General features: G+C 41.2%; 9 protein-coding genes. All 9 read left to right on the forward strand.

All coding sequences use genetic code 11. The features are described from left to right. Positions 1-183 precede the first annotated feature (183 nt). The 9 genes from NMM25_RS03065 (at position 184) to NMM25_RS03105 (ending at position 16,088) form a co-directional block, all read left to right on the forward strand. A complete protein-coding gene (locus tag NMM25_RS03065) occupies positions 184-2,661 on the forward strand; it encodes a bifunctional DnaQ family exonuclease/ATP-dependent helicase (RefSeq protein ID WP_254735927.1) in 2,478 nt (825 codons plus the stop codon). A 5-nt stretch (positions 2,662-2,666) separates the two neighbouring features. Then, positions 2,667-3,890 carry an FtsW/RodA/SpoVE family cell cycle protein gene (locus NMM25_RS03070; protein ID WP_007517506.1) on the forward strand — a complete coding sequence of 408 codons (1,224 nt, stop codon included), beginning with the start codon at positions 2,667-2,669 and terminating at the stop codon, positions 3,888-3,890. A 10-nt stretch (positions 3,891-3,900) separates the two neighbouring features. Further along, the gene (locus NMM25_RS03075; RefSeq protein WP_254735928.1) at positions 3,901-4,449 is read left to right on the forward strand and encodes a DJ-1 family glyoxalase III; all 549 of its coding nucleotides are present in this window, start codon (positions 3,901-3,903) and stop codon (positions 4,447-4,449) included. A gap of 89 nt (positions 4,450-4,538) precedes the next feature. Beyond that, the gene (locus NMM25_RS03080; protein WP_302898119.1) at positions 4,539-5,102 is read left to right on the forward strand and encodes an HAD-IA family hydrolase; all 564 of its coding nucleotides are present in this window, start codon (positions 4,539-4,541) and stop codon (positions 5,100-5,102) included. A 13-nt stretch (positions 5,103-5,115) separates the two neighbouring features. Next, positions 5,116-7,062, forward strand: a complete 1,947-nt coding sequence (gene gyrB, locus NMM25_RS03085; RefSeq protein ID WP_254735930.1) for a DNA topoisomerase (ATP-hydrolyzing) subunit B — start codon at positions 5,116-5,118, stop codon at positions 7,060-7,062. Between the two features lie 80 nt (positions 7,063-7,142). Next, a complete protein-coding gene (gene ezrA, locus NMM25_RS03090) occupies positions 7,143-8,870 on the forward strand; it encodes a septation ring formation regulator EzrA (RefSeq protein WP_000064800.1) in 1,728 nt (575 codons plus the stop codon). 104 nt (positions 8,871-8,974) lie between these two features. After that, complete coding sequence (gene pgdA, locus NMM25_RS03095; protein ID WP_254735931.1) at positions 8,975-10,363, forward strand: peptidoglycan-N-acetylglucosamine deacetylase PgdA; 1,389 nt, start codon at positions 8,975-8,977, stop codon at positions 10,361-10,363. An 81-nt stretch (positions 10,364-10,444) separates the two neighbouring features. Beyond that, entirely contained in the window at positions 10,445-11,287 is an 843-nt protein-coding gene (locus tag NMM25_RS03100) for an aldo/keto reductase (protein WP_254735932.1), read from the forward strand. Between the two features lie 289 nt (positions 11,288-11,576). Beyond that, positions 11,577-16,088 carry a S8 family serine peptidase gene (locus tag NMM25_RS03105; RefSeq protein WP_254735933.1) on the forward strand — a complete coding sequence of 1,504 codons (4,512 nt, stop codon included), beginning with the start codon at positions 11,577-11,579 and terminating at the stop codon, positions 16,086-16,088. Positions 16,089-16,274 lie beyond the last annotated feature (186 nt).

A 16,274-nucleotide genomic window follows, 5' to 3' on the forward strand; every position in this document is an offset into this window, starting at 1 on the left:
TTTTTATGTTGATGTAGCTTTGTTGATAAGGTTTTCAAATACCTCAGAACTAGCGACCAACTGCTGAACTTGCGTGGAATTCTCACTTTTAAGGTCTTGATTTTTAATCAAGCTCGCAAGTGAAGCCAGATTGTTATCAAAGTTGAGGGATGTCAAATCATGCTTTTTTTGATATAATTTTTAATGATGAATGCGAGAAATGATCGGTATGTAGTCGTTGATTTAGAGGCGACCAGCACCGGAAGCAAGGCAAAAATTATTCAAGTAGGCATTGTGGTGATTGAGAATGGTGACATCATCGATCAGTATGCGACCGATGTCAATCCCCACGAACCCTTGGATTCTCATATCAAAGAATTAACGGGTCTGACCGATCAGCGTTTGGCTGCGGCACCAGAGTTTTCTCAGGTGGCTGGAAAAATTTTTGAATTGGTTAAGGACGGTATTTTTGTTGCGCACAATGTACAGTTTGATGCTAATCTTCTTGCAGAATTCCTCTTTTTGGAAGGATATGAATTGCGCACACCGCGGGTGGATACTGTTGAGTTAGCCCAAGTTTTATATCCTCAGTTTGAAAAGTATAACTTAGGTATCCTTTGTCAAGAGTTGGGCATTGAGCTGGAACATGCCCACACTGCCCTGTCTGATGCTCAGGCAACAGCAGAACTCTTGCTTTACATGCGTCAAAAACTTTTTGAGTTACCAAAAGGGCTCTTAGAAAGCTTATTAAACCTTTCAGACAACCTTCTCTATGAAAGTTATCTGGTGATTGAGGAGGTCTATCAGCAGCAACCTCTCCTTGCTTCTCCAGAATTGATAGAACTCCATGGGCTTTTCCTGAGAAAGGAAAGTCAAGCATTAGTATCACGCAGGTTATCGAAAGATTTTGCTAAAAACATTTCTTTATTGGGGCTGGAGGAGCGTCCGCAACAGTTGGAATTTGCGGAGAAGGTTGAGCACTTATTGGAAGAACACCAGACTTCCTTTGTCCAAGCTCAAACGGGACTGGGCAAGACTTATGGTTATCTCCTCCCAGCTTTGAACTTGGAGAGTCAAGCAGGGATTCTAGTGAGTGTTCCGACCAAAATTCTTCAAAATCAAATCATGCAAGAAGAAGGTCAGCGCTTAAAAGAGGTCTTCCACCTGGAGATTCATAGTCTCAAGGGTCCTCAAAATTATTTAAAACTGGATGCCTTTCACAGAGTTCTCCATCGACCGGAGTCCAATCGCCTCTTCACACGTTTTAAAATGCAACTGCTCATCTGGCTAACAGAGACAGAGACAGGTGACTTGGACGAAATTGGGCAGCTTTATCGCTACCAGCATTTTCTGCCAGAACTAGTCCACGATGGCAAGCTTTCAAAGAAAAGTTTATTTGCTACAGAGGATTTTTGGAAACGAGGGCAGGAAAAGGCCAAGACCAGTCGTGTTCTTCTGACCAATCATGCCTATCTGGTCACTCGTTTGGAAGACAATCCAGAGTTTGTTGACAACCGTTTGGTAATTTTGGATGAAGCTCAAAAAATGCTGCTAGCTCTCGAAAATCTAGCCCAGCAGGCTTATCGCCTTGAGGAACTTGTAACTCAAATTGAAAAGTCCTTGGAGTCAGAAGAAGATTTGATTCAGAAGCGCTTGCTTGAAAGTATTGGCTTTGAATGTCGTTACTTGATGGAGCACTATCAGACAGGTCTGAAGAATGGAAAGTGGTTGGATTCTCTTGAACAGTTGCGCCAGCATTTTTCGGAGTTGACTCTCCCAGAGTATAGAGAGATTGCAAACTTTTTCACCTCGGACCGTGAATTTTGGCTTGCTACAGCAGAGAAATCGAGCAAGGATGTCTTGATTTGTTCAAGTAAAAAAGGCCGCTTTATACTAGCAGACTTATTGCCAGAAGATTGTAGGCTCCTAGGAGTATCGGCTACTCTTGAAATCAGCAATCGGGTTTCCCTAGCAGATTTATTGGGATTTCCGGATGCTCCACTTGTTAGACTTGATGTAGCAAAGCAGGAGCAACAAGAAGTCTTTCTAGTCGATGATTTTCCTCTTGTGACAGAAGTTTCGCCTTTTGACTATGCTAGTGAAGTGGCTTCTGTTATCCGAAGGTTACAAGCCTTTCAAGAACCTATACTGGTCTTGTTTACCTCAAAAGAAATGCTGCTGGCAGTTTCGGACCTGATCGACCAACCGCATCTAGCTCAGTATAAAAATGGGGAACCAAGCCAACTGAAAAAACGTTTTGAAAAAGGTGAACGCCAGATCTTGCTTGGAACAGGTAGTTTCTGGGAAGGGGTTGATTTTTCAACCCATCCTTGCGTGATCCAAGTGATTCCGAGATTGCCTTTCCAAAATCCCCAAGAACCGTTAACCAAAAAATTAAACCAAGAACTGCGTCAAGAAGGGAAAAATCCTTTCTATGATTATCAGTTGCCGATGGCGATCATTCGGCTAAAACAAGCCCTGGGTCGTACTGTTAGACGATCTGACCAAGGTTCGGTTGCTGTAATCTTAGACAGTCGTGTTGTCAGCAAGCGTTATGGCAAACAAATCGCTCAGGCCTTGTCAAAAGAAAGGGCTGTTCAGGTTCTTTCTAGAGAACAGCTAGAGCCTGCTGTAGCTGATTTTCTCCAATCCTGTCGCAATAGAATGAAAGAAAAAAGGTAAAAAATATGAAACGTTCCTTCGACTCTCGAGTCGATTATAGCCTTCTCTTGCCAGTGTTTTGTTTACTGGTGATTGGAGTAGTAGCCATTTATATAGCAGTTAGTCATGACTATCCAAATAATGTGTTACCAATACTAGGCCAGCAAATTGCCTGGATTTCCTTGGGCCTTGTCATTGGTTTTGTGGTCATGTTCTTCAATACCGAGTTTTTATGGAAGGTGACTCCCTATCTTTACGGTCTAGGGCTAGCTTTGATGGTCCTACCTCTTGTTTTCTACAATCCTAGTTTGGTAGCTTCTACAGGTGCCAAAAACTGGGTATCGATTGGTGGAACGACACTTTTCCAGCCATCGGAGTTCATGAAGATTTCCTATATCTTGATGTTGGCTCGAGTCATCGTACAATTCACTCAAAAACACAAGGAATGGCGACGAACTATTCCCTTGGATTTCCTATTGATTGGTTGGATGATTGCCTTTACCATCCCAGTCTTGATCCTCTTAGCCCTACAAAGTGACTTAGGGACTGCCTTGGTCTTTGTAGCTATTTTTGCAGGTATGGTTCTCCTTTCAGGTGTTTCGTGGAAGATTATCATTCCTGTTTTTGCGACAGGAGTGACTGCAGTTGCAGGCTTCATGGCCATCTTTATAAGCAAGGATGGACGTGCCTTCTTGCATCAGATTGGGATGCCAACCTACCAGATCAACCGTATTTTAGCTTGGCTCAATCCCTTTGACTTTGCGCAAACAACGACTTACCAACAGGCGCAGGGGCAAATTGCGATTGGAAGTGGTGGCTTGTTTGGACAGGGTTTCAATGTGTCCAATCTCCTCATTCCAGTACGTGAAAGTGATATGATTTTCACCGTAATTGCTGAAGACTTTGGCTTCATTGGTTCAGTCTTTGTGGTTGCCCTGTACTTGCTTCTTATTTACCGGATGTTGAAGATTACGCTCAGGTCAAATAACCAGTTCTACACCTACATTTCGACTGGTTTTATCATGATGTTGCTCTTCCATATCTTTGAAAATATCGGTGCCGTGACAGGTTTACTTCCTTTGACAGGGATTCCTCTACCTTTCATCTCTCAAGGGGGTTCCGCAATTATTAGTAACCTCATTGGTGTCGGTCTCCTCTTATCTATGAGTTACCAGACCAACCTAGCGGAGGAGAAAAGTGGAAAAGTTCCATTCAAACGAAAGAAAGTCGTCCTAAAACAAATCAAATAAGGAGGCCACTATGGCAAAAGTAGCAGTTATCTTAGCCCAGGATTTTGAAGAAATCGAAGCCTTGACAGTAGTTGATGTCTTGCGTCGAGCAAACATTTCATGTGATATGGTAGGATTTGAAGAGCAGGTGACAGGGTCGCATGGCATTCAGGTGAAAGCTGATCGTATCTTTGATGGCGATTTGTCCGACTATGACTTGGTCGTTCTTCCAGGTGGTATGCCAGGCTCAGCTCACCTACGGGATAATCAAGCCCTCATTTCACAGATTAAAGCCTTTGACCAAGCGGGAAAGAAAGTTGCAGCTATCTGTGCAGCCCCAATCGCCCTCCATCAAGCAGGTGTCCTGAAAGACAAGTACTTTACCTGTTATGACGGTGTTCAGGAAAACATCAGTGACGGAATTTACCGAAAGGAAACAGTAGTTGTGGATGGCAATCTAACAACTAGCCGAGGACCGTCAACTGCCCTTGCCTTTGCCTATGAGTTGGTAGAGCAGTTGGGAGGAGATGCAGAAAGTTTACGAGTCGGCATGCTCTATCAAGATGTCTTTGGAAATTAACAGTAAGACGAGAGTTCGGCTCTCGTTTTTGCTTGGAAAAATCTAGGAAATCATCGCTTTTTTCGTAAAAAAATGGTATAATGAAGGGTATGAAATATCGTGACTATATATGGGATTTAGGTGGTACCCTATTGGATAATTATGAGACTTCTACAGCGGCCTTTGTAGAGACCTTAGCCCAATACGGAATAGAGCAAGAACACGACCGTGTTTACGAAGCCTTGAAGGTTTCGACAGCTTTTGCCATTGAGAAGTTTGCCCCAGCCATCGAGAATTTTTTAGAAAACTACAAAGAAAATGAAGCGCGTGAGCTAGAGTACCCAGTTTTGTTTGAAGGGATTCCAGAACTACTCAAAGACATCTCTGACAAGGGTGGCCGTCATTTCTTAGTCTCTCATCGAAATGACCAAGTGCTAGAACTTCTTGCAAAGACTCAGATAGCTGACCATTTCACAGAAGTTGTGACTGCCAGTTCTGGTTTCAAACGGAAACCAGATCCAGAGTCTATGATTTATTTACGTGATAAATATCATATTACATCCGGTTTGGTCATTGGTGACAGAAAGATTGATGTAGAAGCAGGTGAAGCTGCTGGCTTAGATGCCTATCTTTTTAATAACGTTGCGACATTGAGACAAGCAATAGACATGTAAGAAAAGGGAAAAAATGACAGAAGAAATCAAAAATCAACAGGCACAGGATTATGATGCCAGTCAAATTCAAGTTTTAGAGGGACTTGAAGCTGTTCGTATGCGTCCAGGTATGTATATTGGATCGACTTCAAAAGAAGGCCTTCACCATCTAGTATGGGAAATCGTTGATAACTCAATTGACGAAGCCTTAGCTGGATTTGCCAGTCACATCCAAGTCTTTATAGAGCCTGATAATTCCATCACCGTTGTGGATGATGGGCGTGGAATTCCTGTTGATATTCAGGAAAAGACAGGACGTCCTGCTGTTGAGACAGTCTTTACAGTCCTTCACGCTGGAGGAAAATTCGGCGGTGGCGGATACAAGGTCTCAGGTGGATTGCACGGTGTAGGTTCATCAGTAGTAAACGCTCTTTCAACACAACTAGATGTCCATGTTCACAAAAACGGCAAAATTCATTACCAAGAATACCGTCGTGGTCATGTAGTTGCTGATCTTGAGGTGGTTGGAGATACGGATAAAACTGGAACAACAGTTCACTTCACACCAGATCCAGAGATTTTTACAGAAACAACAACTTTTGACTTTGAAAAATTAAACAAACGTATTCAAGAACTAGCCTTTTTGAACCGAGGTCTTCGAATCTCCATCACAGATAAGCGTGAAGGTCTTGAACAGACTAAACATTACCACTATGAGGGTGGGATTTCTAGCTACGTTGAATATATCAACGAGAACAAGGATGTGATCTTTGATACACCAATCTACACAGACGGTGAGATGGACGATATCACAGTTGAAATAGCCATGCAGTACACAACTGGTTACCACGAAAACGTCATGAGTTTCGCCAATAACATTCACACCCATGAAGGTGGTACGCATGAGCAAGGTTTCCGTACAGCGCTGACACGTGTTATCAATGATTATGCTCGTAAGAATAAACTACTAAAAGACAATGAAGATAACCTAACAGGGGAAGATGTTCGTGAAGGTTTGACTGCAGTTATTTCTGTTAAGCATCCAAACCCGCAGTTTGAAGGACAAACCAAGACCAAACTGGGGAATAGTGAAGTAGTCAAGATTACCAATCGCCTCTTCAGCGATGCCTTCTCTGATTTCCTCATGGAAAATCCACAGATTGCCAAGCGTATCGTGGAAAAAGGGATTTTGGCTGCCAAGGCTCGTGTAGCTGCCAAGCGTGCGCGTGAAGTCACTCGCAAGAAATCTGGCTTGGAAATTTCTAATCTTCCAGGGAAATTAGCAGACTGTTCTTCTAACAATCCTGCTGAAACCGAACTCTTCATCGTCGAAGGAGACTCGGCTGGTGGATCAGCCAAATCTGGTCGGAACCGTGAGTTCCAGGCTATCCTTCCAATTCGTGGTAAGATCTTGAACGTTGAAAAAGCTAGCATGGATAAAATTCTTGCCAACGAAGAAATTCGAAGCCTTTTCACAGCCATGGGAACAGGATTTGGTGCAGAATTTGATGTGACTAAGGCTCGTTACCAAAAACTCGTTTTGATGACCGATGCCGATGTTGATGGAGCCCACATTCGAACCCTCTTACTGACTCTGATTTACCGTTACATGAAACCAATCCTAGAAGCTGGTTATGTCTACATTGCCCAACCGCCAATTTATGGGGTCAAAGTTGGAAGTGAGATCAAAGAGTACATCCAGCCAGGTACAGATCAAGAAATTAAACTCCAAGAAGCCTTAGCACGTCATAGTGAAGGGCGCTCAAAGCCAACCATCCAACGTTATAAGGGATTAGGAGAAATGGATGATCACCAATTGTGGGAAACAACCATGGATCCAGAACATCGCTTGATGGCACGTGTTTCAGTAGATGATGCTGCTGAAGCAGATAGAATCTTTGATATGTTGATGGGCGATCGGGTAGAGCCTCGTCGCGAATTTATCGAAGAAAACGCTGTTTACAGTACACTTGACGTCTAAAAAATGTGGGAAATAGTTCCCTTGGTTTAAAAAATATGATATAATCATTACGATTGTTTCTAGTATAAAAGGAGTTTGATATGTCTAATGGACAACTAATTTATCTAATGGTTGCGATTGCGGTCATTTTGATTTTAGCTTATGTAACAGCCATTTTTCTACGTAAGCGTAATGTAAGCAGATTAACGGCGCTTGAAGAAAGAAAAGAAGAACTCTACAACCTTCCTGTAAATGATGAGGTTGAAGCCGTTAAAAACATGCACTTGATTGGTCAAAGTCAGGTAACCTTTCGTGAATGGAATCAAAAATGGGTTGATTTATCTCTGAACTCATTTGCAGACATCGAAAATCACCTCTTTGAAGCTGAAAACTACAATAATTCTTTCCGTTTCTTTAAAGCAGCTCACAAGATTGATCAAATTGAAAGCCAGATTAGTTTGATTGAAGAGGATATTGCAGCTATTCGCAATGCCCTTTCTGAACTCGAAAAGCAAGAGTCTAAGAACAGTGGTCGCGTCCTACATGCTTTGGACTTGTTTGAAACCCTTCAACATACGGTTGCAGAGGACTCAGAGAAATATGGGAAAGCTCTTCCTGAGATTGAGAAACAATTGGAAAATATCCAATCGGAATTCTCTCAATTCGTTACCCTTAACTCATCAGGTGACCCAGTTGAAGCTGCAGCAATCTTAGATGATACTGAAAATCATATTCTTGCTCTAACGCATATTGTTGATCGTATCCCAGCTCTTGTTGAAACCTTGACAAAGGAATTACCAGACCAATTAGCAGATTTGGAAGAAGGCTATCGCAAGCTGTTGGATGCCAACTACCACTTTACTGAAACAGATATTGAGTCACGTTTCCAACTTTTGCATGAATCTTTGAAGAATAATCAAGAAAACATCCGTCAGTTGGAGTTGGACAATGCAGAGTATGAAAATAATCGCATTCAAGAAGAAATCAACGCACTTTATGATATTTTCACTCGTGAAATTGAGGCTCAAAAAGTCGTTGAGAATCTCCTCTCAACACTTCCAACCTATCTCAACCACTTGAAGGAAAATAACCAGGTGCTTGTTCAGGATCTTGAACGCCTGAATAAAACTTACCTTCTTCCAGAAAGTGATGGAAATCATGTTCGCCGACTTCAAGAAGAATTAGCTGCACTTGATACCGCTATTTTAGAAGTAACAGAGGATCAAAGAGAATCTGCTCAAGCCTATTCTGTTCTTGAAGAACAGTTGGAAATGCTTCAAAGCAATCTCAAAGATATTGAAGATGAGCAAATTTCTGTGAGCGAACGACTTGCGCAAATTGAAAAAGATGACCTCAATGCTCGCCAAAAAGCAAATGTCTATGTGAATCGTTTGCACACCATCAAACGTTACATGGAGAAGAGAAACTTGCCAGGTATTCCTCAAAGTTTCTTGAAACTCTTCTTTACTGCAAGTCATAATACAGAAGATTTGATGGCGGAGTTAGAACAACCGCAGGTTAATATTGAATCTGTTAAGCGAATTCTTGAAATTGCAACGAATGATATGGCAGTACTTGAGACAGAAACATACGATATTGTTCAGTATGCAACTTTGACAGAGCAACTTCTCCAATACTCAAATCGTTACCGTTCATTTGATGAACGCATCCAAGAGGCTTTCAACGAAGCACTTGAAATTTTTGAGAAAGAGTTTGACTACCGGGCATCATTTGAGAAGATTTCTCAAGCCTTGGAAGTTGCAGAACCAGGAGTTACAAACCGTTTTGTGACTTCATATGAAAAAACACGTGAAGCGATTCGCTTTTAAAATAGAAGCTTAGAGAACTCTAAGCTTTTTCTTTATTTTTTGAAATGGAGCTAGATTACCTGTTTATCATTGAAATAATAGCTTTGATTTGATATGATGGAAATATGAAGAAAAATACGAACCGTGTTTCTCACGATAAAAAGAGAAGGTTATTGCTTTCCTTTGTTGGAATCTTAGGAATCGCTATGATTCTTTTGGGAAGTGCCATTGGCTACAAGGCTCTACAAAAGCAATCTTATGAACAAAAAATTGAAGCGTTAAAAAACGAAAAGGACCAGCAATTCAACTCTGGTAGTCAGAAGGACCATTTCCGAAAAGGCCAAGCTGAGGTGATTGCCTACTACCCTCTGCAAGGAGAGGAAGTCATTGCGTCTGTTAGAGAAAAAATCAACCAGGATATCAAAGAAAAGCTGGAAGATAAAGAGGATTTGGTCTTTTATTATACCGAGCATTTGGACCCCGTCTTAAAGGGAGTTGTTGCTCGTAATATCAGCAAGCAAGTCTATGATTTGTCTGCATCTAAGGTTGAAGAAAAAGAAAAGACTTCCTTAGGGAAAATTTTCTTGACTGAAGATGGGAAAGATTTTGACCTCAGCAAACTCTTCAAAGATGCAAGCAAGGCTAAGGAACTCTTACTGAGTCAGGTCAAATCAACTCTAGAAGATAAGAAACTTGACCAGGCAAAAATTGATCAAGTTGTAAAAAACTTCACAGATCAGGACTTATCATCTTGGAGTTTTGATTATAAGGATAGTCAAATCATCCTTTATCCTGCTAATCCTGGAGAGACTGTTGAAGAAATTGCTTTACCAATATCCAGTTTCTTTGATGTCATTGAGTCTTCTTATCTATTAGAAAAGGATGCGGAACTCTACCAATCTTACTTTGCTAAGAAAAATAAAAAGGTTGTAGCCTTGACCTTTGATGATGGTCCAAATCCGACCACAACTCCACAAGCTTTGGATACCTTGGCTAAGTACGGTGTAAAGGCAACCTTCTTTGTACTTGGAAAAAACATAGCAGGAAATGAGGATCTTCTGAAACGAATGAAATCGGAAGGCCATGTTGTGGGAAATCATAGCTGGGATCATCCTGTCCTTTCTAAATTATCCCTCGAAGATGCTAAAAAGCAAATCACTGATACAGAAGATTTGTTAACTCAAGTTTTAGGATCAAGCTCTAAACTGATGCGCCCACCTTATGGTGCCATCACTGATGATATTCGAAATAGTCTTGACTTAAGCTTCATCATGTGGGATGTGGATAGTTTGGACTGGAAGAGTAAGAATGAAGCTGCTATTTTGACAGAAATTCAACACCAAGTTCGTAATGGTTCTATCATTCTCATGCATGATATCCATGGTCCTTCTGTTAATTCTCTACCAAGTGTCATTGAGTATCTAAAGGGTGAAGGGTATACATTTGTGACCGTTCCTGAATTGCTCAATTCTCGCTTGAAGGCTCACGAGATCTATTACGACCGTGATCAATAATTGTTAAAATCTAAAGGAGCAAGTGTTCTGATAATCAGAATTTTGTTTCTTTAGATTTTCTTCACATAGAAAGGAAAAACGATGAAATCTTACACCCTTAATAATGGAGTTTCCATTCCTGTACTAGGATTTGGAACATGGAAGGCTGAAAATGGAGAGGTGGCCTACCAAGCCGTTTTAGAAGCCTTAAAGGCTGGTTATCGACATATCGATACTGCAGCTATCTATAAAAATGAGGAAAGTGTTGGTCGCGCTATTCGAGATAGCGGTATTCCTCGCCAAGAAATCTTTGTAACGACCAAACTCTGGAATACCAATCACAGCTATGAAGAAGCTCACCAAAGCATTGAAGAATCAATGGAAAAACTGGGATTGGACTATCTAGATTTGTACCTGATCCATTGGCCAAATCCAAAACCACTAAGAGAAAATGCCGAATGGAAAACTCGCAATGCTGAAGTCTGGAGAGCGATGGAGGATCTTTACCAAGAAGGCAAAATCCGTGCTATCGGCGTTAGTAATTTCCTTCCCCATCATTTGGATGCTTTGCTTGAGACAGCAAGAATCATCCCGGCGGTCAATCAGGTTCGCTTGGCACCAGGAGTTTATCAAGAGGAAGTGGTTGACTACTGTAGAGAGAAAGGAATTCTCTTAGAGGCTTGGGGACCATTTGGGCAAGGAGAGCTGTTTGAACAGAAAGAAGTCCAAGAAATTGCTGCTAAGCATGGGAAATCAGTGGCTCAAATTGCCTTGGCTTGGAGTTTGGCAGAAGGATTTTTACCTCTACCTAAGTCAGTGACAGCCTCTCGCATCCAGAGCAATCTTGACTGTTTTGGAATTGAACTCAGCAAAGACGAGCGAGAAGTCTTAAAGGCTATTTCAGTAGCTTCAGGCGCACCTCGTGTGGATGAGATGGATTTTTAGTTTGTGAAATCTATTTATACCGAAATAACAAAGACTAGGAATTTTTAATCCTAGTCTTTTTGTGTATAAAAAATCTAAATTATTTGTATAATAAAATAGTTTTATAAATTGAAATAAATGAACAAGTTTAGAAAATGTTGCTTTGATAGAACAAATAACACGAATGATAAAATTAATCAAGTAAAATATATACGTAAATATTACATTTTTGTGACAATTCAGATTTTTATGAAAATTTATGATTATTTGCGTTATAATAGGTATACTATAAAGAAAAAGGAGATTATGTATGAATAGACGACAACGTTTTTCATTGCGGAAATACAAATTTGGTCTTGCTTCGGTTTTACTAGGAACTGCTTTGGTTTTTGGAGCAAGTCAAGTCAGTGCCAATGAGCAGAGTACAGGTGAAAATCAAGCCCAAACTCAGGCAATCAAGACAGAGCTAAAAGACGATAAACACTCAAACTCTTCAACTGACCAAACCAATACTAATGGGATAGCACCAGTAGTTGGAGAGAAACAAGAAGTTGAAACTTCTAAAGAGGATGCTAGTAAACAAGATGCTAAGGTAGATGCTCCGGTTGATAAAACTGCTGAAGCCCAAGAATCAGGAAAAGATAGCGCAGTTGCAAAAGAAGTAGACCAAGGTGTCGTCCAAAAAGAAACAACAGTCGCTACCAGTCCAGCGCCTGCTACTGAGAAGGCTTCTACAATAGAGAAAAAAGAGACTCAAGCAACGACAGCTCCTAAAACTACTGGAGAAACGGCAACTACTGAAAAAGAACAAGAAAAAGCTGAGTCTGCAAAACCCAATAGTCTTTCAAGTAATGATATCATCACAGTACCAAAAACTTGGAAGGCTGGTTACAAGGGGACAGGGACCGTTGTTGCCATAATTGATTCTGGGCTTGATTTGAATCATGAGGTTCTTCGAATTTCGGATCCGTCAAAAGCAAAATTTAAAAACAAGGAAGCCATCGAAGCAGCTAAAAAGGCTGCTGGAATCGACTACGGTAAATGGTATAGCGATAAGGTTGTCTATGCCTATGACTACTTTGACGGAACAGATAAGATCAAAGAAGCAGAAAGAACTTCTCATGGGATGCACGTAACAGGGATTGCTGCTGGAAACCCTGATAAAGAAGCACCTAATGGTGAAAAGGTCTATGGTGTTGCACCAGAAGCCCAAGTTATGTTTATGCGTGTCTTTTCAGATCGCCAAAAGACGACCAGTTCGGCCCTTTATGTAAAGGCGATTGATGACGCAGTTGCCTTGGGAGCAGATGCTATTAATATGAGTTTGGGATCTAGCACTGGTTCTATGGTCGATGCTGGTTCTGATATTGTCGATGCTATCAAACGGGCTCGTGCCAAGGGAGTTTCTGTTCTTATCTCAGCAGGAAATAGCAATACATTCGGAAATGGTTATTCAAAACCGCTAGCTGAAAACCCAGACTATGGCTTGGTTGGAAATCCATCCACTGTTGAGGATTCGATTTCAGTTGCTTCTGTCAACAACAAAACATTGACAACAGCGGTTTTTGAAGTCAAAGGTCTAGAGGGAAATGCCGGCCTTCATAACGGAAAATTTGATTATAATCAACCTGAAGCAGATAAGGACTTTGAAAAAGGAAAAGAGTACGAATACGTCGAAGCAGGGTTAGGTCGTGAAGAAGACTTTGCGAAGTTGGATTTAACTGGGAAACTTGCCCTCATTCAGCGAGGAGCTATGAACTTTTCAGAGAAGATCAAAAATGCACGAAAACACGGCGCAGTTGGTGCTTTGATCTACAATAATGTAGAGGGCGCAAACATCAATATGGCTATTTATGATGAAGCAAAGAAAATTCCTTCTGTATTTATTTCTAAACAGTATGGTGAAGCCTTAAAATCTGGGAACTACAAGATTGTTTTTAATGACAAGATGGATAATCGTCCTTCTGATGTAGCCAATCAGCTATCTGACTTTTCAAGTTGGGGAGTGACCACCGATGGACAATTGAAACCAGACGTGACAGCTCCTGGCGGCAATATCTACTCATCCTTTAATGACAATACCTATGGTAGTATCAGCGGAACCAGTATGGCGGCTCCTCACGTTACGGGTGTTGCAGTTTTGGTTAAGGAATACCTTCAAAAACACCATCCAGAATTGACTCCTGAGCAAGTATCAGAGACTGTCAAGGCCTTGATCATGTCAACTGCAAAACCACATGTTAATAAGGATACAGGCACTTATACCTCTCCTCGTCAGCAAGGTTCTGGTATTGTGGATACAGCTGCTGCAGTGTCAACAGACCTCTATGTAACGGGTGAAAATGGTTATCCAAGTGTAACTTTAGGAAATGTTGGAGACCAATTTACTTTTAAGGTCACTGTACACAACATTTCAGATACTGACCGTACTCTCAAGATGATAGTGAATACCAATACAGACGAGGTCCAAGATGGAAAATTCACCCTTCGACCTCGAAAACTAACGGAGACAGTCTGGCCTGAAGTGACTGTTAAAGCCCACAGCAGTCAAACAGTCACTGTTAAAGTGGATGCTCGAAAATTTGCTGCTGAACTCAGCAAACAAATGCCAAATGGCTATTTCCTTGAAGGGTTTGTTCGCTTTGTAGATCCAGCAGATGATGGGGATATTGTGAGTCTTGCATTTATGGGCTTCCGAGGAGAGTTCCAAAATCTCCCCGCTGTCGAAAAACCAATTTACAATCTTGTTCGAGAAGGGAAAAACGGATTTTACACGGAAGTAGACAAGGAAAATCCTGCCGTTAACTACTCCAATGATGCTACCTATCTCGCAACCTTGCAAAATGACCTTCTAGTTTCTAAAGGTCAACGCCAAGGACGCCGAATTACTGTTCTGGGGATTGAACAAAATGCTGAAGGTAAGCATGTTCTTCAGTTGGACGAAAAAGGGAATGTCCGTATTGCCATTTCTCCAAACGATGATGGGAACAAAGACCTAGTCGAATACAAAACGGTTGCTTTGAGAAATCTGGTAAATCTTCGGGCAACAGTTTATGCGGCTACGGATACCAAGCATGAACATCCTATTTGGGAGGGCGATGCAAAGGATCTCCGTAAGAATTATTTTGATGGAGACAGTAGAAATCTGAAGAGTTATATTCTAGATAATACTGCTTGGAGAGGTCAGGATTTTGATGGGAATACCGTTGCAGATGGTTTATATGACTATGTTATTAGTTACACACCAGACGTTCCAGGAGCTAAAGAACAACACACAACCTTTAAAATTCAGATTGATACTCAAAAACCTGTCATCACAAGTGGTTATATTCGCTTTAAAGATGGAAATCAAGAATTCGTAGCTCGAAAACCAAAAGATGTGGGTCAAGGCGGTATCCTTTCAGAAAAAGTCTTCTATATCACACCATTTGACCAGAAAGGGACCATGGTTCTAACTGGGAAAGACCAGTCTGGAACTCGTGCGCTTGAGAACACCCATCTGATTAAGGCCAATGCTGACGGTAGTTATACACTTCCTAAGGATGTTGACAAGGCTAATATTTACTATCTTGTAGAGGACTATGCAGGAAATGTAGACTATATCTCACTTGCTGAACTTGTCCGCGATCAAAATAGTGGTCGAGTGAAAATTGCCTTGAAGGATGCAAAAACAAACCAGGATATTGATACCCTCTACGTCTATCGAATCAAAAATAGCGAGGGGCAATATGTTGATGTTGACAAGACAAAAGCGATTCATTTCTTACAGTTTGGTCATTATACAGCAGAAATTTTCAGTTATGACCGAACAGAATTGAAATTTATCAGTGCCTTGTCCCAAGAGTTTGACTTGACGGAAGAAAATAGTTTCCAAACCATTACCTTCCTAGCAAATCTCCTAGAATATGCACCAGTGTCTGTTTCCTTCAACCAAGCAGTTCCAAAGACGACTACAGTGGTTCTGAAAGGAGAAGATGGGACAAGGATCACTCTTCCCGCTGAAAAATACGGTCAATACGCCTTTGGTAAGAAAGTTGCTACAGGTCGTTATACTGTACAAGTCACCTTGCCAACTGGATATGAACTCCTTGAAGATTTCGTTTCCTTGCTCGTTCAGCCAGGTCGAAATAATGCTTTGCGTCTATCTGTTGTGTCTAAGTTGGCCTTGCTTGCTGCGGTAAATCAACAAAAAGAACTGGTAGAAACGTCTCGTTACTTTAATAGTAGTGCAGATAAGAGAAAAGCTTATGACCAAGCTTTCCAAGTGGCGAAGTCAGCCTTGTCAAGCAAGTTGAAGCAAGAATTGATTGATGGCGTTCTCGCTAGTCTTGAAGCTGCTGGTAAAGCTTTGGATGGAAAAGATTCGAACGTTACAGCCTTGAAAGAAGCTATGAAAGCTTACTATGCAACGACTAAAACTGGACGATATGCTAATGCCAAGGAAAAAGTACGTCGAGCTTATGATCGTGCCTTCCAAGAAATCGCTTTACTAGCTGTGGATCCTAAAGTTAAACAAGATCAAATTGACCAATCTCTCATTGTCCTAGCGACGGCTAAAAGTAAATTGAATGGCAAAGCTACTGACTTCTCTAGTCTGAAGAAACTGGTCAAAGATGAACGCCTTTTCCAAGAAAAGAATGCGAGATTTATCTACGCAGATAAGAAAGAAAAAGCAGCTTATCTTCTAACTTTTAAAGAGGCACAGGAACTCCTTAAAGATCCAGGAGCGAGCCAAGAAGATGTCGAAGATGCCATTACAGCCTTGAAACAAGCCAAGAGAAATCTACATGGAAAAAAACCAAAAGCGAAAAGACATCCTTAAACAGGACTTTCTGAAGCTTTACTATTAAATGAGTCTGGAACTTTGTTTTCAGACTCATTTTTGGTTTACACTAGCTAGAAAATCTGCTATAATACTAGCTAGGAAAGAAAGTCTTATGGCGTTCTTCAGCGAGCTTGGGGTAGTGGGAGCCAAGTAGAACAAGGTAAGAAACTGGCGCTTTCTGTC

The sequence above is a fragment of the Streptococcus sp. CF10-1 genome (assembly GCF_024295825.1).
Taxonomy (GTDB): domain Bacteria; phylum Bacillota; class Bacilli; order Lactobacillales; family Streptococcaceae; genus Streptococcus.

What these genes read in the sequence shown, in the direction of transcription:
- NMM25_RS03065 (WP_254735927.1), top strand. Translation starts at nt 184, where the DNA reads ATGATGAATGCGAGAAATGATCGGTATGTAGTCGTTGATTTAGAGGCG.
- gyrB (WP_254735930.1), top strand. Translation starts at nt 5,116, where the DNA reads ATGACAGAAGAAATCAAAAATCAACAGGCACAGGATTATGATGCCAGT.
- NMM25_RS03100 (WP_254735932.1), top strand. Translation starts at nt 10,445, where the DNA reads ATGAAATCTTACACCCTTAATAATGGAGTTTCCATTCCTGTACTAGGA.
- NMM25_RS03075 (WP_254735928.1), top strand. Translation starts at nt 3,901, where the DNA reads ATGGCAAAAGTAGCAGTTATCTTAGCCCAGGATTTTGAAGAAATCGAA.
- ezrA (WP_000064800.1), top strand. Translation starts at nt 7,143, where the DNA reads ATGTCTAATGGACAACTAATTTATCTAATGGTTGCGATTGCGGTCATT.
- NMM25_RS03105 (WP_254735933.1), top strand. Translation starts at nt 11,577, where the DNA reads ATGAATAGACGACAACGTTTTTCATTGCGGAAATACAAATTTGGTCTT.
- NMM25_RS03070 (WP_007517506.1), top strand. Translation starts at nt 2,667, where the DNA reads ATGAAACGTTCCTTCGACTCTCGAGTCGATTATAGCCTTCTCTTGCCA.
- NMM25_RS03080 (WP_302898119.1), top strand. Translation starts at nt 4,539, where the DNA reads ATGAAATATCGTGACTATATATGGGATTTAGGTGGTACCCTATTGGAT.
- pgdA (WP_254735931.1), top strand. Translation starts at nt 8,975, where the DNA reads ATGAAGAAAAATACGAACCGTGTTTCTCACGATAAAAAGAGAAGGTTA.